We start from the raw sequence: 18896 nt of genomic DNA on the forward strand, positions 1-18896 counted from the left end.
TGTCCGGAGCGTCGGATTCATTCAGATCGCGAACTCCTCGACGTCGGCCGCACGCAGGTCGAGCCCGAGCCCGTGGCGCGCGGCATCGATCTCGAGTGCACCGTCGACCAGCGCCGGCGCACCGTCGAACATCATTCGCTCGATGCGTACGTGGTCGTGGAACCACTCGACATGACGCATGCGCGGCGCGACACAACCGACTTGCCGATGCAGCGCCGGCGCGCAATGCGCGGAGAGGTCGACGTGATGCGCATCGGCCAGCGCGGCCGCCGCGAGAAAACCGCTGACGCCGCCGCAGCGCGTCGCGTCGGCTTGCAGCACGTCAATCGCGCGGCCTTCGAGCAGACGCCGGAAATCGTTCGGCGTATAGGCGTATTCGCCGGCCGCGACATCGACCCGCGCGCCGACGTGCTCGCGCACGAAGCGCAGGCCGTCGACGTCGTCGCTGCTGACCGGTTCCTCGAACCAGCGGATCGCGCAATCGGCAACCGACTCGGCGAATGCGAGCGCGGTGCGCGGCGCATATGCGCCGTTCGCATCGACGAACAGGTCGACGTCGGCGCCGAGCGCGTCGCGCGCAACCCGCACACGCGACGGATCGCGTGCGTCCGGCACGCCGATCTTGATCTTGCACGCGCGAATGCGTTCGCCGCGCCAGCCGTCGAGCTGCGCGGCGAGCGTCGCGTCGTCGTAGGTCGTGAAGCCGCCGCTGCCGTACACGGGCACGCGCTCGCGCCGACGGCCGAGCAGGATCGCGAGCGGTACGCCGGCCAGCTTCGCCTTCGCATCCCACAACGCGATGTCGAGCGCGGAAATGGCCGTGGCCGCGACCCCGGCCCGTCCGACATTGCGTACCGCGCGCCACAGCGCATCGGCGGCGGCCGGGATGTCGACGAGCGGCCGGTTTCGCAACACGTCGGCCAGCAGCGACATCGCGAGCGGCGCCGCGCTCGCGTCGGTGTACGTATAGCCGAGCCCCGTCACGGGCCCCGCGTCGATCTCGACCACGACGATCGTCGTCGCGTCCCAAGCGTACGTGCCGTCGGCTTCGGGCCGATCGGTCGGTATCCGGTACGCGCGGGCGCGCACGTCGTCGATCGTCGGTGCCGCGGAAAGTGCCATCGTCGTGCTCCGGATTGCCTTTTTTGCGTGCACCGTCCGCGTGCAACGCGCGTGCCCGATGCGGCGGCGCGGCACACGCCTTGCGCGACGCCCGGCAGCGCCGCGCAAGCCATCGCATGCGCGGCTCATCGGCTCTTCCGGAAACAAGGAGATACGGCATGGCGACAGTGGCGGATTTCATCGTCGAACGGCTGTACGACTGGGGCGTGCGCCGCGTGTACGGCTACCCGGGCGACGGCATCAACGGCTTCTTCGGCGCGCTCGGCCGGGCCGGGGGCAAGATCGAATTCATCCAGGCACGCCACGAGGAAATGGCGGCCTTCATGGCGTCGGCGCATGCAAAATTTACAGGCGAGCTGGGCGTGTGCGTCGCGACCTCCGGCCCCGGCGCCGCGCATCTCGTGACCGGCCTGTACGATGCGCGGCTCGATCACATGCCGGTGCTCGCGATCGTCGGCCAGCAGGCGCGCGCGGCGCTCGGTGGCCACTATCAGCAGGAGGTCGATCTCCCGGCCCTTTACAAGGACGTTGCGGGCGCATTCGTCCAGCTTGCGGTCGTGCCGGGCCAGGTGCGCCATCTCGTCGATCGCGCGGTACGCATCGCCGTCGGCGCGCGCACCGTCACCGCGCTGGTGCTGCCGAACGACCTGCAGGAACTCGACTACGCGCCGCCCAAGCGCGCGCATGGCACCGTGCACTCGGGCGTCGGCTATACGGCGCCGAAGGTCGTGCCGTACGCCGACGATCTGCAGCGCGCGGCCGATGTGCTCAATGCCGGCAAGAAGGTCGCGATGCTGGTCGGCGCGGGCGCGCTGCGCGCGACCGACGAGGTGATCGCGGTGGCCGACCGGCTCGGCGCGGGCGCCGCGAAGGCGCTGCTCGGCAAGGCCGCGCTGCCCGACGACCTGCCGTGGGTAACCGGCTCGATCGGGCTGCTCGGCACCAAGCCGAGCTACGAGCTGATGACCGGATGCGACACGCTGCTCGTCGTCGGCTCGGGCTTCCCGTATTCGGAATTCCTGCCGAAGGAAGGCCAGGCGCGCGGCGTGCAGATCGACCTGAAGGCCGACATGCTGAGCCTGCGTTATCCGATGGAGGTCAACCTCGTCGGCGACAGTGCCGAAACGCTGCGTGCGTTGCTGCCGCTGCTGAAGGAGCGGCAGGACACGGGCTGGCGCGACCAGATCGCGAAATGGAACGCGGACTGGCACGAGACGCTCGCCGCGCGCGCGGCCGCGAAGGCGAGCCCCGGGCGCGGCGTGAATCCGCAGCGCGCGTTCACCGAGCTGTCGCCGCGGCTGCCCGACGACGTGATCCTGACGAGCGATTCGGGGTCCTGCGCAAATTGGTATGCGCGCGACCTGATGATACGGCGCGGAATGATGGGCTCGCTGTCGGGCGGCCTCGCATCGATGGGCGCGGCGGTACCGTATGCGATCGCCGCGAAGTTCGCGTATCCGGTACGCCCCGTGATCGCGATGGTCGGCGACGGCGCGATGCAAATGAACAACATGGCGGAGCTGATCACGGTCGCGAAGTACTGGCGGCAGTGGCCGGACCCGCGCTGGATCTGCATGGTGCTGAACAACGAGGATCTGAACCAGGTGACGTGGGAACAACGCGTGATGGAAGGCGATCCGAAACTCGACGCGTCGCAGCAGATACCGAACGTGCCGTACTACCGCTTCGCGACGCTGCTCGGGCTGAAGGGCATCTACGTCGACGATCCGGAACAGCTCGGTGCCGCGTGGGACGAGGCACTCGCATCCGACCGCCCCGTCGTGCTCGAGGTCAAGAGCGATCCGGAAGTGCCGCCGCTGCCGCCGCACGTGACGCTGCAGCAGGCCAAGCATTTTGCCGAATCGCTGATGAAGGGCGACCCGCGCGAAGCCAACGTGATCGTCGAGACCGCGCGACAGGTGCTGTCGGCCGTGCTGCCGGGTAATGGCGAGCATGGCGGCAAGGGAGGCAGGCACGAGTCGTAGCGCACGACGCGCGGCAGGGGCACGGGCACGGGCACGGCGCGCGCGTCCCGTCGCGCTGCCGCGGCGTGCACGGTACAGCGCGGCGCGTCAGCCGATATCGACGTCGTCGCGCCCGTCGCCCTGCAGCGCGAGCGCCGCGTTGACCAGCCCGACCTGCGCGAGCGTAAAGGGAAAATTCCCGCACATGCGCCGTGCCTTCACGTCGTATTCCTCGGACAGCAGCCCGACGTCGTTGCGCAGGCCAAGAAGCCGCTCGAACAGCGCATGTGCGTCGGCGTCACGCCCCTGCATCCGGTACACCTGCGCGAGCCAGAAGCCGGCCGCGACGAACGCGCCCTCGGTGCCTTCGCATCCATCCCTGAAACGCGGCGGCCGGTAACGGAACGGCAGGCCGTCCTCGAGCAGCTCGTGCTCGATGGCGGCGACCGTCGCCGCGACGCGCGGATCCGCCGCATCGAGCATTCCGGTCAGCGGAATCAGCAGCAGGCTGATGTCGAGCCCGTCGCCGTCGTAGCGGTCGACGAAACGGCCGAGCTTCGGGTGATAGCCGCGGGCGAGCACATCCGCGCGCACGGTGTCGGCCCAGCGTCGCCATTCGTCGAGCGGCGCGTGATGGCCGAACGCGCGTGCGGAACGATACGCACTTTCGACGGCGGCCCACACCATCACCTTCGACGACGTGAACGGGTACCGGCCGCTGCGCACCTCCCAGATCCCTTCGTCCGGCTCGCGCCAGATCGTCGCGAGATGGTCGAGGAGCCGGCGCTCGAGCGTCCACGCATCGTCGTCGGGCGGCAGTCCGTGCCGGCGCGCCTGATACAGCGCGGCCAGCACCTCGCCGTAGACGTCCAGCTGCAATTGTTCGGCCGCCGCGTTGCCGAAGCGCACCGGCCGCGCGCCTTCGTACCCGGCCAGATGCGCGGCCGTCCATTCGTCCGCGCGCCGGCCGCCGTCGGCCGCGTACAGCACCTGCAATTGCGCGGGGTGATCGGCGATCGCGCGTACCAGCCAGTCCCGCCAGCGCGCGGCCTCCTCGCGGTAGCCGCAGCGCACCAGCGCGCGCAGCGTGAAGCTCGCGTCGCGCAGCCAGCAGAACCGGTAATCCCAGTTGCGCACGCCGCCGAATCGTTCGGGCAGCGAGCTCGTCGGCGCAGCGATGATGCCGCCGGTGCGCACGCTCGACAGCAGCTTCACGGTGATCAGCGCGCGCTCGATCGCGTCGCGATACGGGCCTTGCGCCGCATTGCACTTCGACCACACGCGCCAGAACGCCTGCGTGTCGCGCAGCGACGCGTACGCGTCGGGCACCGACGGCGGCCGGTCGAACGAACGCGCGTAGCTGATGCAGAAATCCGCGCGCTCCCCCGCCGCGATCCGGTGCGTGCCGACGAGCCGGTCGTCGCGCACGTCGAGGTGCACGTCGGCATCGAGCCACATCGCGTCGCCGCCCGTCATCATCCGCCAGCGCCGGCCGAGACGGCGGCACCACGGCAGCGCGTGGCCGTAGTCGAAGCGCACGCCGAGATCGACGTCGAACTCGACCGTCCCGCGCTCGCCGCGCACGCTGCGAATCAGGCACGGGTCGGCCGCGGCCCAGCTCATCCAGTCGATCACGACGGCGCAGCCCGACGCGGTCTCGAACGTCGTCTCGAGCACCGCGGTGCCGGGCAGGTAGCGGCGCGTCGCGCGGGCGTCCGGGTCGCGCGGCGCGATACGGAAACGGCCGTTCTCGGGCGTGCCGACGAGTGCGGCGAAGCACGGCGGCGAGTCGAAGTCCGGCCAGCACAGCCAGTCGATGCTGCCGTCGAGCGCGACGAGCGCGGCGCTGCGGCCGTCGCCGATCAGCGCGTAATCCTCGATCCGCATCGCGCTCACCGGTTCAGCTTGCGCGCGGCGACGAAACTCGCCGCGAGCACCGCGCAGATCGCGCCGAACGCGAGCGCGCGCGATGCGCCGAGCCCGGCCTCGGCGCCGGTGCGACGCGCTTCCGAACTGAACGCCCCGCGTGTCGCATGATGGCCGGGCACGGGCTGCCACAGGTTCGATTCGCGCGGGCCGGCCGGCTCCGCGCGTTGCTGGCCGCGCACCGCCTTGTGTGCGAGATAGCGATCGAACAAGCCGGGCGCGAGCGCGTTCGCGACGATCGCGGCAAGCGACGACCAGCCGACCCAGCGCTCGCGGCACGGATGGCGCGCCGCCTGCACGATCGCGTCGGCCGCCACCTCCGGCGCATAGACGGGCGCAACCGGGCGTGGCGCGTGCGGCAGCGCGGAGGCGGCCCAGTCGAACTGCGGCGTGTCGATCGCAGGCAGTTGCACCATCGTCACGCGCACGCGGCTGCCCGCATGCAGCAGCTCGCAGCGCAGTGCGTCGGTGAAGCCGCGAATCGCATGTTTCGCGCCGCAGTACGGCGCCTGCAGCGGAATCGACCGGTACGCGAGTGCGGAGCCGACCTGCACGATCGTGCCGCGATTGCGCGCGGCCATGCGCGCCAGTGCCGCGCGCGTGCCGTACACGCAGCCGAGATACGTGACCTCGGTCACACGCGCGTAGTCTTCCGGCGCGATCTCGTCGAACGGAGCGAACACCGTCACCATCGCGTTGTTGACCCACACGTCGAGCGGGCCGAGTTCGTTCTCGATGCGCTCGGCGGCCGCATCGAGCGCGGCGGCATCGCTGACGTCTACGGCAATCGGCAGTGCCTCGACACCATAGGCGCGCACTTCGCACGCGGTGTCGTCCAGCGCACGCGGATCGCGCGCGAGCAGCGCGACGTTCGCGCCGCGCCGCGCAAACGCATGGGCTGTCGCACGGCCGACGCCGGCGCTCGCACCCGTGATCGCGACGGTCTTCACGGTCGGTTCCTCCGGTTTCCCTGACGATGGGCGGTGGGCGGCACGCGGCGGGGACGCTCCCCGAGCGGCGTGCCGGAACACGATCGCCATAGCAAACGACGTGCCGCGCACCGTGATCCGGGCGCGCCATGGACGGTCGTCCAATTTACAAGCGGGCTGTAACGCGCAGCGCGCTGCATGAGCGCGCAGCAGTCGCGATGCATGCACTGCACGCGCACGGAAATTGCTGCGGCGCGAACGGCTGTCGTCACGCCGCCGAATCCGGCAAGGAGCCGTGTTGCCCGTCCTGACGCTCATGAAAGCGATGAAAGCGCGCCGTATCGTTCGCACTGCCGCGAGTGCGTGCGTCGTCGCCCCGCTGGCCGCGCGCGCGGCCAGCGAACCCGACGCACCGGGCGGGTCGCTGCCGCTCGCTTACGTCGTGCATGCGGCGGGCCCGGCCGCGCGGCCGGTCTTCGTGCTCGGCTGGGCGCTGCTCGCGCTGTGCACGTTCGTGTGCATCGCGATCGCGGTGCTGCTGCTGATCGCGACCTTTCGCCGCCGCGCGCGCGCGGGCGGCGGCCACGACAGCGGCCTCGCGATCGTGACGGTCGGCTCCGCGATCTCGGTCGTGCTGCTGTTCGGCGCGCTCGTCTACATGCTGCGCGTGCTCGGCACCGTGGCCTTGCCGCCGCGGCCGCCCGCGCTCACGATCGTCGTGACCGCGCACGACTGGTGGTGGGCCGTCCGCTATCCCGACGACGCGGGCGGCACCGCGTTCGTCACCGCGAACGAGATCCACATTCCGGTCGGCGAACCCGTGGCGGTCGAACTGAAAAGCGCGGACGTGATCCACGCGTTCTGGGTGCCGCAACTGGCCGGCAAGACGCAGACGATTCCCGGCCAGACGAATCATCAGTGGCTGCAAGCCGACCGGCCGGGCGTATACCGCGGTCAGTGCTCGCAATACTGCGGCGCGCAGCACGCGCACATGGCGTTCGAGGTCGTGGCCGAGCCGCCGGATGCGTTTCGCGCGTGGCTCGCCGCGCAACGGCAGCCGCCGCCGGCGCCCGCGGCCGGCGCCGAGCAACGCGGGCGGCATGTGTTCTCGATGCGCTGCGCGGGCTGCCACACGGTGCGCGGCACCGACGCGACCGGCGACGCGGGCCCCGACCTGTCGCATCTGGGGTCGCGCCGGCTGCTCGCGGCCGGCACGCTCGACAACACGCCCGACAACCTGCGGCGCTGGATCGCGCATGCGCAGCAGATCAAGCCGCAGACGCTGATGCCGTCGTTCGCGCTCGCGCCGCGCGACGCCGACGATCTCGCCGCCTATCTCGCAACGCTGCACTGAACGGAGGATGACGATGGCCGTAGCCCGCGACATGCCCGCTCCGCTCGACCGCGTGCCCGACCTCGGCGAAGCACCGCCCGGCTCCGCGCACGAGCGCGAACTGGCCGCGCTGTGGGAATCGGAACCCGGCTGGCGCGGCTGGCTCGGCACGGTGGACCACAAGCGCGTCGGGCTGCGCTATATCGTCACCGCGTTCGCCTTCCTGCTGCTCGGCGGCGTCGAGGCGCTCGTGATGCGCATCCAGCTCGCGCGGCCGAATGCGACCGTACTCACGCCCGCGCAGTACGACTCGCTGTTCACGATGCACGGCGTCACGATGATCTTCCTGTACGCGCTGCCGGTGCTGTCCGGCTTCGCGAACTACCTGTGGCCGCTGATGCTCGGCTCGCGCGACATGGCCTTCCCTAGGCTGAACGCGTTCTCGTACTGGGTATTCCTGTTCGCCGGCCTGTTCCTGTATGCGAGCTTTCCGCTCGGCGCGGTGCCGGACGGCGGCTGGTTCAACTACGTGCCGCTCACGTCCCTCGATTACAGCGCCGGTGCGAACATCGACATCTATGCGCTCGGCATGATCCTGCTCGGCATCTCGACGACCGGCGGCGCCGCGAACTTCGTCGTCACGCTGCTGCGCATGCGTGCTCACGGGATGTCGATCGACCGGCTGCCGATCATCGTCTGGGGCACGCTTACCGCATCGGTCGCGAACCTCGTCGCCGTGCCGTCCGTGAGCCTCGCGTTCCTGCTGCTGTGGCTCGACCGCAATGCCGGCACGCATTTCTTCGACGTCGCGAACGGCGGGCGGCCGCTGTTGTGGCAGCACCTGTTCTGGATGTTCGCGCATCCGTGGGTCTACGTCGTCGTGCTGCCCGCGATGGGCATCGTGTCGGACGCGCTGCCGACCTTCTGCCGGCGGCCGCTCGTCGCATACGAAGCCGTCGCGGTATCGACGGTGGCGACGATGCTGATCGGCTTCGAGGTGTGGGTCCATCACATGTTCGCGACCGGCATCGCGCCGCTCGCGCTCGCGTTCTTCGGCGCGGCGAGCATGCTGATCTCGATCCCGAGCGCGGTCGCGGTGTTCGCGTGGCTCGCGACGATCTGGACCGGTCGCCCGGTATTCCGCACGCCGTTCCTGTATTTCGCGGGCTTCGTGCTGATGTTCGTGGTCGGCGGCGTATCGGGCGTGATGACGGCCGCGGTGCCGCTCGACTGGCAGCTGACCGATACGTATTTCGTCGTCGCGCACCTGCATTACGTGCTGCTCGGCATCAACGTGTTCCCGGTGCTGGGCGGTGTCACGTACTGGTTCCCGAAATTCACCGGGCGCATGATGAACGAGCGCTTCGGCCGGCTGACGTTCTGGGTCGTGCTGGTCGGCTTCAACCTCGGCTTCTTCCCGATGCACGTGTCCGGGTTGCTCGGGATGCCGCGCCGCATCTACACGTATCCGTCGGGAATGGGCTGGGACACGTCGAACCTGCTGACGACGATCGGCTCGTTCGTGTTCGGCATCGGTATCGTGATGTTCGTCGTCAACGCGCTCGTCAGCGCGCGGCGCGGCGCGCGCGCCGACGACAATCCGTGGGGCGGCGCCGGGCTCGAATGGTCGGTCGCGTCGCCGACGCCCGTCTACAATTTCGCGGTGCTGCCGCTGGTCGCGTCGCGGCACCCGCTGTGGGAAACGCGGGAGGACCCGATGCGCACCAGCATGCGCGTGGGCTACCGGCTCGCGGACGGCCGCGAGGCGCTCGCGGTCACGCCGCTCGCGGCGACGCCCAGCGCGATCCTGAAGATGCCCGAGGACAGCTGCGTGCCGTTCGTGCTCGCGCTGCTCGCGACCGCCGTGTTCGCCGCGATGCTGGCGCGCTCGCCGACGCTCGTGTGCGCGGCCGTCACCGGTTGCGCGATCGGGACCGCCGTGTGGCTGTGGCCGCGCCGCACGCTCGGGCAACGTGCGCATCTGCCGGCCCGCGATGCCACGCAGGCTCCGCCGGCCGCCGCCGGCCCGCATCCGGACGAGCCGCGCTCGGTGAGTACGCCGTCCGGCGCGCCGGCCGCATGCGTCGAACCGCTGCCGGTCGGCAGTTGCGGCAAGCGCGCGGGCGGCTGGTGGGGTGTCGTCACGCTGATCGTGACCGAGGCCGGGTTGTTCGGCTACCTGCTGTTCTGCTATTTCTATCTGCAGTCGCAAACGACCGCGCCATGGCCGCCCGAAGGAATGCCGAAGATCGGGCTCGCGGCCGGCAACACCGCCGTGCTGCTGTCGAGCAGCGTGTTCGTCTGGCTCGCCGAGCGTGCGGTAAAGGCCGGGCGGCAGCGGCGCGCGGTGGCCGCGCTCGCCGTCGCGCTGCTGCTCGGCGTCGCGTTCGCGCTCGTTCAGCTGCACGAGTGGCACGACCATCCATACGGACCGACCGCGCACCTGTACGGCAGCCTGTACTTCACGCTCACCGGCTTCCACCTCGCGCACGTGGCGGCCGGTCTCGTCATTCTCGCGTTGCTCGCCGGATGGACCGCCGCCGGCTTCTTCGGCCCCGAACGGCGCGTCGCGCTCACGGTCGGCGGACTCTACTGGCACTTCGTCGACGTCGTATGGCTGTTCATCTTCACCGCGCTGTACGTATCGCCGTACTGGCTCAGGAGTCCCGGATGATCTTCGCACGACGCTCGTGGACGACATGGCTCGCGATCGCGGCCGGCCTGGTCGGCGCGCCCGCGCTGTGGTTCGCGCAGATGATGGCCTCCGAGACGCTCGCGTCGACCGCGTGCTATCCGCTCGGCGTCGCGCAGGCCGCGCCGCGCTGGGCGCACGTGGGCGTGTGGCTCGCGCTGATCGCCGCCTGTGCGTTCGCGCTGGCGACGGCGTTCGCCGCGTGGGTCGTACGCACGTGGCAACGCGGGCATGACCCCAACGTGCAGGCCGCGACGCGCGACGACAGCACGCGCTTCCTCGCGCGCTGCGGGATGCTCGCCGCGCTCGGATTCGTGATCGGTCTCGTGTTCACCGGGATCGTCACTGCTTTCGTCGGACCGTGCAGCCCATGGCGTTGATCTCGTTCGCTTCGCGTGTTTCGTTCGCCGCGCACGTCGCCCGGCGCTGCCGCCGCGCGAGCGTCGCGTTCGCCGTGTGCGCCGCGCTGTGCGCATGCGACATGCAGCAGGACGACCGCGCGGCGTCTGCCGGCGATGCGGCCGATGCCGCGTCGGCGACCGAGGCGCCCGAGCCGGCGTCGGGCTGGCGTTTCGTGCGGATACGCGCTGCGTCGACCGATGCCGGCGCGTCGATGTCGGCCCGCGTGAACCGCGATCCTCGGCTCGCGCAGCGACATGACGCGGCCGCCGCGCCGGCTGCGGCTGCGTCGTCGGACGCCGCCCCGGCTTCATCGGCTTCGTCCCCGGCACCTGCGGCATCTGCTTCGTCCGCATCGGCGGCTTCCGCAAGCCGCCGCCCCGTCGTTGCCGCCGCGGCCGCGAGCGCCGATGCCGCGACGATCGCGCGCGGCCGCTATCTCGCGCTCGCCGGCGACTGCGCCGCGTGCCACGACGCAGCCGACCACACGCCGTATGCCGGCGGCCAGCCGGTGAATTCGCCGTTCGGGCCGATCTATGCGCCGAACATCACGCCGGACAAGACACACGGGATCGGCAACGACACGCTGCGGCAGTTCGACGATGCGGTGCGGCGCGGAATCAGCGCCGACGGCAGCCGACTGTATCCGGCGATGCCCTACCCGTCGTTCGCGCGCCTGTCCGACGACGACGTGCGCGCGTTGTATGCGTACTTCATGCGTGGCGTAGCTCCGTCCGCGAACGCGGCAAAGCTCACGCAGCTCCCGTTTCCGTTCAACCAGCGCTGGGCGCTCGGACTATGGAGCGTCGCGTTCGGCAATCGCGAGCGCTTCGTGCCGCAACCGTCGCAATCGTCGGAATGGAATCGCGGCGCGTATCTCGTGCAGGGGCTCGGCCATTGCGGCGCCTGTCATACGCCGCGCGGCCCGGCCTACAACGAGCGCGGCTACGACGAACGCAGCCCCGCGTTCCTCACCGGCGGTGTCAACGATCACTGGTTCGCACCGAACCTGACCGGCGCGCAGGCGGACGGCCTCGGCCGCTGGACGACCGACGACCTCGTCGCGTTCCTGCGCAGCGGCCACGCCGCGCGCGGCGCGGTGTTCGGCGCGATGGCGCCGGTCGTCGCCGAAAGCACTGCACTGTTGACGGATTCGGATCGCCATGCGATCGCCGTGTACCTCAAGTCGTTGCCCGCGCAACCAACCGCGGCGGCGAATCCGCTCGGGATCGGCGTTCCGCGGCTCACTGCGGCGGGGCCGCGCCCCGAGGGCGGCCAGCAACCGCCGGGGGCCGGCGTCTATGCGGGATTCTGTGCGCGCTGCCACGGTGCCGCAGGCGCGGGCGTGCCCGATCGCGGGCCGCCGCTCGCGGGCAATTCGGCCGTGCTCGCGGCCGATCCGACCAGCGCGATCCGGATCGTCGTCGAAGGCGCGCGGCCGGCGCCCGGCACGCACGGGCCCGTGCAACGGATGCCACCAATGCGCGGCACGCTGACGAGCGACGAAATCGCCGCGGTGGTCAGTTATGTGCGCGGCGCGTGGGGCAATCGCGCCGCGCCGGTATCGGAGCAGGACGTGAGGCGGTTGCGGGCGGCGATCCATCGGTGAGCCGCCACGTCGTCGCCGCATGCCGGCGTCGCGTATCAGCGCGCCAGAACCGCTACCGCCTTGATTTCGACGATGTAACCGGGCGAGCCACCGAGCATGTGCGCGCCGACCGCCGTCCACGCCGGACGCGGATGCGCATGGAAATAGCGGTCGCGCACCTGCATGAACAACGGCAGGTCGCGCATGTCGGTATGAAAGCTCGTCAGGTCGACGACGTCGGCGAGCGATGCGCCGGCCGCCTCGAGCACGCGCTTGAGGTTCTCGAACGCCTGCACGATCTGCGCGTCGCGGTCTTCCACCAGTTGCATCGCCGCGTCGCGGCCGATCTGGCCGGACACGTACACGGTGTCGCCCACCTTGATCGCCGGCGCATAGCCGATTTTTTCGTACACGGCTTCCATGCCTGCCGGGATGATCGCTTCGCGATTGCGCATGAGTGTCTCCGTGGCCGCGCGCTGCGTGCCGGCCGGTTGTTGGATGGTCGTCGCGCGCACGTGATCCGACCGGTGCGCGCGCATGTCAGAAGCAGCAAGCGAATCGGCTGACGTGCCGCTCAGCCCGTATCGCCGCCCGCGACCGGCAGCACCGTGCCGGTGATGTAGCTCGCCTCGTCCGACGCAAGGAACAGGATGGGCGCGATCTGTTCGTCGAGCGTGCCGTAACGCTTGAAGAACGTCGAATCGGTCACCTGCCGTACCGCTTCGGCCATCCACGCCTGTTCCTGCGCTGTGTCGCCGGCCGCATTGCGCGGCACGCGGCGCGGCGGCGCCGTGGTGCCGCCCGGCGCGGTCGCGACCACGCGGACGCCGTGCTCCGCGTATTCCATCGCGAGCGCGGCCGTCAGCGCATTGACGCCGCCTTTGGCGGCCGAATACGGCACGCGACGAATGCCGCGCGTCGCGTTCGACGACACGTTGACGATCGTGCCGCCCCCGCCCGCCAGCAGATGCGGCAGCACCGCGTGGCAGCTGTAGAGCGTCGGCATCAGCGAGCGGCGGATTTCCGCGTCGATCTGCTCGGGTTCGAACTCGGCGAACGGCCGCATCCGGATCGCGCCGCCGACGCCGTTGATCAGCACGTCGATCCGGCCGAACGTCGCGACCGCGCACGCCATCGCCGCGCGTGCGCCGTCGTAGGTTTCGAGATCCGCGACGAAGCCGGCCGTGTTGCCGCCCGGCGCCTCGGCCGCGACCTCCGCGACGAAGTCCGCGCGATCGACGAACAGCACACGGCCGCCCTCCGCCGCCGCGCGCAGCGCGACGCCGCGGCCGATGCCCTGTGCCGCGCCGGTGACGACTACGACCTTTCCGGAGAATCGTTGCATGATCATGCCGCCTTTGCCGTGACGTTCGGGGTGAACTTCTCGTAGTGGAAGCTGTTGGGCTTCACGCCTGCGTCGTCGAAATACTGGCGCACCGCGTCGACCATCGGCGGCGGCCCGCACAGGTAGACGTCCACGTCGCCGTCGTTGAGCGCATCGGCCGGAATATGCTGCGTGACCCAGCCCTTGCGCGGATGGCTCGACGCCGCATCGGCGACGACGGTCGCGAAGCTGAAGTTCGGCAGCTTCGCCGCATACGCTTCGATCGCGTCGACCAGCACCAGGTCGAGATCGCGCGTCACGCCGTAGATCAGGTGCACCTTCTGCTGCGAGCCGCTGCGCGCGAGCACTTCCAGCATCGACAGGAACGGCGCGAGGCCCGTGCCGCCCGCGAGGAACAGCAGCGGCCGTGCGACGTCGCGCAGGTAGAAGCTGCCGAGCGGCCCGTTCAGTTCGAGCGTGTCGCCGGGCTTCGCGGATTCGAGCCACGTGCTCATCACGCCGCCGGGAATCTTCTTGATCAGGAATCCGACCTTCGTGTCGCCCGGCGCGGACGAGAACGAATACGACCGGTGCTGGCCGCTGCCCGGCACGCCGATGTTCACGTACTGGCCGGGCAGGAAGGCCGGCGCGGCCGCATCGACGTCCAGTTCGAGCACGATCGCCGCATCGTTGTGCGGCTCGACCTTCGTCACGGTCGCGGCGAACGCGCTGTGGCCGGTCTTGCATGCGACGGACGACGTCGGCACCGCGATCACGCAATCGCTTTGCGGCACCATCTGGCAGGTCAGCACGAGGCCGCCGTCCTTCTCGTCCTCGGTGAGCGCATCGTCGATGTAATCGTCGCCGAGGTCGTAGCTGCCGCTTTCCGCGCGGCACTTGCAGGTGCCGCACACGCCGTCGGAACAGTCCATCGGCAGGTTGATCTTCGCGCGGAACGCGGCGTCGAGCACCTTCTCGCCGGCCTTGCAGTCGATGAAGCGGGTGACCCCGTCCTCGAAGTTCAGTGCAATCTTGTAGGTGGACATGACATCGTCTCCCTGTGTTACGTATCGAATCGATCGGGGCGTCAGACGTGGTACACGTCGAGCACCTGCCGGATGTAGTCGTTCTTCAGCACGATCTTCTTGTTCGAGATCAGCAGCGCGTCGCCCACCTGGCGCAGCGTGACGAACATCGTCCCGAAGAAGTGATCGGTCACGCGGTAGCGGTGGTTCAGCGTGTGGAAGTTGTAGCGCACGTCCACCTCGCCGTCGCGCTCGGCCAGCACCTCGACGTTCGTCACGTTGTGGCTGGTGCGCGGCTCGGGCGTCGACGCGCCGCTGCGCTCGGTCTTGATCCGGAACACGCGATCCTCGAGGCCGCCGCGATCCGCGTAGTACATCAGCGAGATCTGGCTCTGCGGATCGTCGGTCGGCCGGTCGTCGTCGTCCCACGCGGGCATCCAGTACGTGACGTCTTCCGTGTAGCAGGTCAGCCACGCGTCCCACTCGCGGTCGTCGAGCAGGCGCGCTTCGCGATACAGCGCCGCGCAGATGGTCCGGTAATCGATGTTCATGCCTCTACCTCCCCACGTTCCTTCTTCAGTGCATCGCGCATCACGTGCACCCAGTATTCGTGCTGGCACACGAACAGCCCTTCGTCCTCGCTGCGCTCGCCCGACATGCGCGGGTTCAGTCCCATTTTTTTCGCGTTCTCGTCCGGCCCGTCGATCCAAAGCGGCGCGCCGCGCGACAGGTCGTTCCACATCGCCGTGATGCCCGCATAGCCGGCCTGGCACGCGCGGAACTCCTCAAGGTCGTCGGCCGTGCCCATGCCGGTCACGTTGAAGAAATCCTCGTACTGGCGAATGCGCGTCGCGCGGTCGGCCGCGCTCTCGCCCTTCGGCGCGAAACAGAAGATGCTGACTTCGGTCCTGTCGACGCCGAGCGGACGCACGACGCGGATCTGCGTGCTGAACTGGTCCATCAGGAACACGTTCGGATACACGCAGAGATTGCGCGTCTGGTTCACGATGAAGTCGGCCTGCACGTCGCCGACGCGCGCCTTGATCTCGTCGCGGTGCTGGTACACCGGCCGCACCTCGGGGTTCATCGTCTTGGTCCACAGCAGAATGTGCCCGTGGTCGAAGCCGTACACGCCGGCGACCGACTTGCTCCAGCTGTTCGCATCGACGGCCTTGGTGCCGTCTTCCTTGCGGCGGCCCATCGTCGCCGCGTAGTTCCAGTGCACGGTGCTCACGTGATAGCCGTCGCAGCCGTTCTCCATCTGCATCTTCCAGTTGCCTTCGTAGATGTACGAAGAGTTGCCGCGCAGCACTTCGAGGCCGTTCGGCGCCTGGTCGACGATCTGGTCGATGATCACGCGCGCCTCGCCGAGATACTCGTCGAGCGGCAGCACGTCGTCGCTGAGGCTGCCGAACAGGAAGCCGCGATAGTTCTCGAAGCGCGCGACCTTCTTCAGGTCGTGCGAGCCGTGCGTGTTGAACTGCACCGGATACTCGGTCGTCTTCTCGTCCTTCACCTTCAGCAGCTTGCCGGTGTTCGAGAAGGTCCAGCCGTGGAACGGGCACGTGAAGCTGCCCTTGTTGCCGTGCTTGCGGCGGCACAGCATCGCGCCCTTGTGCGCGCAGGCATTGATCACCGCGTGCAGCTCGCCGGCCTTGTCGCGCGTGATGACGATCGGCTGGCGGCCGATCCACGTCGTGTAGTAATCGTTGTTGTTCGGGATCTGGCTTTCATGTGCGAGGTACACCCAGTTGCGCTCGAAGATGTGCTTCATCTCGAGCTCGAAGAGCGCCTCGTTGGTGAAGATGTCGCGGCGGCAGCGGAAGACGCCGGCCTCCTTGTCGTCCTGCACGGCGGTGGCGAGCAGGTGGTCCAGTTCGGTGGTGTGGTCGATCGTGGCGGACATGTTGGTTCCTCCAGTGCGCGTGCCGGCTCCTGCAAGCACGCTCGCATCGGTATCGATTGAATCTCGCGGGTAGCCGGCCGGCGGCGGCGCTGACCGCGCCGCCGTGCCGTCGGGCGGTTATGCCGTGGCGGAAGCGCGCAGGCGTTCGACGATCTGGTTGTCCTTGCCCTCGACGCGCGGCGTCAGGACGAAGTTGAACTCGATGTCCTGGTATGCGTCCGCCTTCAGCCCGAGCGCGGCGCCGCCGGTCTTGCGGGTGACGGGCGGAATCAGCTCCTCGCGCGTCGCATACGCGAAGTCGTCCCAGATCAGCGGGTCGCCGTCGATGTTGAACTGCGTCGTGAGCTTGCGGTGGCCGTCGCTGGTCACGAAGAAGTGCACGTGCGCCGGGCGGTTGCCGTGGCGGCCGAGGCGGTCGAGCAGTTGCTGCGTCGCGCCCTGCGGCGGGCAGCCGTAGCCGACCGGCATCAGCGTGCGGAATTCGTACTTGCCGTCCGCGCCCGTCCTCACCGCGCCGCGCAGGTTGAAGTCGCTCTGCGTGCCGGTCGGGTCGAAGTGCGAGTAGAAGCCGTGCGAGTTCGCGTGCCAGCATTCGACCAGCGCGCCGGCAACCGGCTTGCCGTCGAGGCCGGTAACCGTGCCATGGATCACGAGCGGGCCCGCGCCTTCATCCGCATCGACGTCGATCTTCGCGACGCCGTCGCGCACCGGCGCGCCGCCGACATACAGCGGGCCTTCGATCGTGCGCGGCGTGCCGCCGTCGAGGCCGAGCACCTCGTCCTCGGCGTCCATCCGGATGTCGAGATACTTCTCGAGGCCGAGGCCGGCCGCGAGCAGCGCCGCCTCGCCGTCCTGGCCGAGCTTGTTCAGGTAGTTCACGCCGGCCCACACTTCGTCGGGCGTGATGTCGAGGTCGTCGATCGCCTTGAACAGGTCGCCGAGCAGCCGCAGCACGACCTGCTGCGTGCGCGCGTTGCCGCCATCGCCGCCCGCGTTCGACGCGGCCTTCAGCAGATCCTGCACTTCCTTGGTTTCGAATACTTTGACGCTCATGATGGTGTCTCCACGTGTATTTTGGGGAAAGGTGACCCGGTGCCCGCCGTTACAGCAGCGGCGGCTCCGTGGCTCAAACGTCGCCGTCGTGTATCGACGACGGGTGGCGACACAACGGCGTCACCGAAATCTTCATGTACGGGAACAGCGGCAGGCCGGTCAGGATCTCGTGCAGCTCGGCGTTGCCGGACACGTCGAACACGCTGTAGTTCGCGTATTCGCCGGCGATGCGCCAGATGTGGCGCCACTTGCCGCTGTGCTGCAGCGCCTGCGAATACGCCTTTTCGCGGGTCTTGATCTCGTCGGCCACGCCGGCCGGCATGTCGGCCGGCAGGTTGACGTCCATGCGTACGTGGAAAAGCATCGTGATGTCCTGTGCGTGATCGTGTTATTGCGGGTTATTGCGCGCTGTCGCGGGTCAGCGGGTCAGCGGGTCAGCGGGTCAGCGCGACACTTTCGTCAGCCCGTCGCGAGTGAAGCGTGCGACCTTCGCTTCGTCGAGTTCGATGCCGAGGCCCGGTCCGCTCGGCACGGTCAGTTCGAAATCGCTGTAGTCGAGCGGGGTCGCGAGAATCTCTTCGGTAATCAGTAGCGGTCCGAACAGTTCGGTGCCCCACTGCAGGTTCGCGAAGCTCGCGAACAGATGCGCGGACGCAACCGTGCTGAACGCGCCTTCGAGCATCGTGCCACCGTACAGCTCGATGCCGGCCGCATCCGCGATCGCCGCGACGCGCTGCGCGGCGAACAGGCCGCCGCTCTGCTCGATCTTGATCGCGAACACGTCCGCGCCGTGATGCTTCGCGATCTCGAACGCGCTGTCCGGGCCTTGCAGGATTTCGTCGGCCATCAGCGCAACCGGAAAGCGGCGCATCAGGCGCGCGAGCGCCGCGGCCGACGCGACCGGCTGCTCGACGAGTTCGCAGCCGGCATCGGCGAGCGCCGGAATCGCGCGCGCGGCCTGCGTTTCGCTCCACGCCATGTTCACGTCGACGCGCACCGACGCGCGCTCGCCGACCGCCCGCTTGATCTCGGCCACGTGCCGGATGTCCGCGTCGAGCGCCTTCGCGCCGATCTTCAGCTTGAACACGTTGTGGCGGCGCAGCTCCAGCATGCGCTCCGCTTCGGCGATGTCGGTCGCCGTGTTGCCCGAGGCGAGCGTCCATGCGACCGGCAGGCGATCGCGCCTGCGCCCGCCGAGCAGCTCGCTGACCGGCACGCCGATGCGCTTGCCGTGCGCATCGAGCAGCGCGGTTTCAAGCGCGCTCTTCGCGAAGTGATTGACCTTCGCGAGCTTGCCGAGGAACGCCATCAGCGCCTGGATGCGTGTCGCATCCTTGCCGATGACGGCCGGTGCGAGGTAAGCGTCGATCGCGAGCTTCATCGCTTCCGGGCTTTCCGGGCCATAGGCCATCCCGGCGATCGTGGTGCCTTCGCCCGTGCCCGTCACGCCGTCACTGCAGGTCACCTTCACCAGCATCAGCGTCTGGCCGTGCATCGTGGCGACCGACAGCTTGTGCGGACGGATCGTCGGCAGGTCGACGAGGCGGGTTTCAATGCGTTCGATGGTGACTGGGGACATGGGGCACGCTGCGTGTGGGGAGTTCATGGAACGGATTTATACGCGGCGCGGAAATG

The 18896-nt window shown here is 69.1% G+C and carries 16 protein-coding genes; 5 read left to right on the forward strand and 11 right to left on the reverse strand.

The annotated features are described in order from the left end of the window. Positions 1 to 21: 21 nt before the first annotated feature. On the reverse strand, positions 22 to 1122 hold the full coding sequence (locus tag HW466_RS12290; protein WP_151006833.1) for an enolase C-terminal domain-like protein: 1101 nt from the start codon (positions 1120 to 1122) through the stop codon (positions 22 to 24). A 158-nt stretch (positions 1123 to 1280) separates the two neighbouring features. Here HW466_RS12290 and HW466_RS12295 point away from each other — a divergent pair, with 158 nt between their 5' ends. After that, positions 1281 to 3107 carry a thiamine pyrophosphate-requiring protein gene (locus HW466_RS12295; protein WP_174905791.1) on the forward strand — a complete coding sequence of 609 codons (1827 nt, stop codon included), beginning with the start codon at positions 1281 to 1283 and terminating at the stop codon, positions 3105 to 3107. 87 nt (positions 3108 to 3194) lie between these two features. Here HW466_RS12295 and HW466_RS12300 read toward each other — a convergent pair whose 3' ends face one another. Together HW466_RS12300 and HW466_RS12305 are read right to left on the reverse strand one after the other, a co-directional pair. Continuing rightward, positions 3195 to 4973 carry a glycoside hydrolase family 15 protein gene (locus HW466_RS12300; RefSeq protein WP_059849011.1) on the reverse strand — a complete coding sequence of 593 codons (1779 nt, stop codon included), beginning with the start codon at positions 4971 to 4973 and terminating at the stop codon, positions 3195 to 3197. 5 nt (positions 4974 to 4978) lie between these two features. Next, positions 4979 to 5962, reverse strand: a complete 984-nt coding sequence (locus HW466_RS12305) for an SDR family oxidoreductase (protein ID WP_174905790.1) — start codon at positions 5960 to 5962, stop codon at positions 4979 to 4981. A 304-nt stretch (positions 5963 to 6266) separates the two neighbouring features. Between HW466_RS12305 and coxB the strand changes: the two genes are divergently transcribed. Genes coxB through HW466_RS12325 form a run of 4 tightly spaced genes read left to right on the forward strand, consistent with a single transcriptional unit; the run spans position 6267 to position 11974 of the window. Further along, positions 6267 to 7295: a cytochrome c oxidase subunit II gene (gene coxB / locus HW466_RS12310; protein ID WP_418219705.1), complete on the forward strand. Its 1029-nt coding sequence runs from the start codon at positions 6267 to 6269 to the stop codon at positions 7293 to 7295. A 13-nt stretch (positions 7296 to 7308) separates the two neighbouring features. Then, positions 7309 to 9948 (forward strand): cytochrome c oxidase subunit I, encoded by a 2640-nt coding sequence (gene ctaD, locus HW466_RS12315; protein ID WP_174905789.1) that lies wholly within the window; start codon positions 7309 to 7311, stop codon positions 9946 to 9948. Continuing rightward, positions 9945 to 10346: a hypothetical protein gene (locus HW466_RS12320; RefSeq protein ID WP_059452383.1), complete on the forward strand. Its 402-nt coding sequence runs from the start codon at positions 9945 to 9947 to the stop codon at positions 10344 to 10346. Before ctaD ends, HW466_RS12320 begins: the two co-directional genes overlap by 4 nt. After that, a complete protein-coding gene (locus tag HW466_RS12325) occupies positions 10337 to 11974 on the forward strand; it encodes a c-type cytochrome (RefSeq protein WP_174905788.1) in 1638 nt (545 codons plus the stop codon). The genes HW466_RS12320 and HW466_RS12325 overlap by 10 nt, the downstream gene beginning before the upstream one ends. A gap of 35 nt (positions 11975 to 12009) precedes the next feature. Here the strand turns inward: HW466_RS12325 and HW466_RS12330 are convergent, their stop codons facing one another. From HW466_RS12330 to HW466_RS12365, 8 genes are all read right to left on the reverse strand, one after another. Continuing rightward, positions 12010 to 12408 carry a RidA family protein gene (locus HW466_RS12330; RefSeq protein WP_059849008.1) on the reverse strand — a complete coding sequence of 133 codons (399 nt, stop codon included), beginning with the start codon at positions 12406 to 12408 and terminating at the stop codon, positions 12010 to 12012. Between the two features lie 119 nt (positions 12409 to 12527). After that, positions 12528 to 13304, reverse strand: coding sequence for a benzoate diol dehydrogenase BenD (gene benD, locus HW466_RS12335; protein WP_174905787.1), 777 nt, complete (start codon positions 13302 to 13304; stop codon positions 12528 to 12530). Continuing rightward, complete coding sequence (gene benC, locus HW466_RS12340) at positions 13301 to 14323, reverse strand: benzoate 1,2-dioxygenase electron transfer component BenC (protein WP_059505092.1); 1023 nt, start codon at positions 14321 to 14323, stop codon at positions 13301 to 13303. Before benC ends, benD begins: the two co-directional genes overlap by 4 nt. Positions 14324 to 14364: 41 nt before the next feature. Then, positions 14365 to 14853, reverse strand: coding sequence for a benzoate 1,2-dioxygenase small subunit (gene benB / locus HW466_RS12345; protein ID WP_059452379.1), 489 nt, complete (start codon positions 14851 to 14853; stop codon positions 14365 to 14367). Next, on the reverse strand, positions 14850 to 16208 hold the full coding sequence (locus tag HW466_RS12350) for a Rieske 2Fe-2S domain-containing protein (protein ID WP_059542143.1): 1359 nt from the start codon (positions 16206 to 16208) through the stop codon (positions 14850 to 14852). The genes benB and HW466_RS12350 overlap by 4 nt, the downstream gene beginning before the upstream one ends. 117 nt (positions 16209 to 16325) lie before the next feature. Beyond that, the gene (catA, locus tag HW466_RS12355; protein WP_151005222.1) at positions 16326 to 17261 is read right to left on the reverse strand and encodes a catechol 1,2-dioxygenase; all 936 of its coding nucleotides are present in this window, start codon (positions 17259 to 17261) and stop codon (positions 16326 to 16328) included. 73 nt (positions 17262 to 17334) lie between these two features. Next, positions 17335 to 17625 carry a muconolactone Delta-isomerase gene (gene catC, locus HW466_RS12360; protein WP_059505097.1) on the reverse strand — a complete coding sequence of 97 codons (291 nt, stop codon included), beginning with the start codon at positions 17623 to 17625 and terminating at the stop codon, positions 17335 to 17337. A 78-nt stretch (positions 17626 to 17703) separates the two neighbouring features. Further along, positions 17704 to 18840, reverse strand: coding sequence for a muconate/chloromuconate family cycloisomerase (locus HW466_RS12365; RefSeq protein WP_059452375.1), 1137 nt, complete (start codon positions 18838 to 18840; stop codon positions 17704 to 17706). Positions 18841 to 18896 lie beyond the last annotated feature (56 nt).

The organism is Burkholderia territorii (genome assembly GCF_902833055.1).
Classification (GTDB): Bacteria; Pseudomonadota; Gammaproteobacteria; order Burkholderiales; family Burkholderiaceae; genus Burkholderia; species Burkholderia territorii.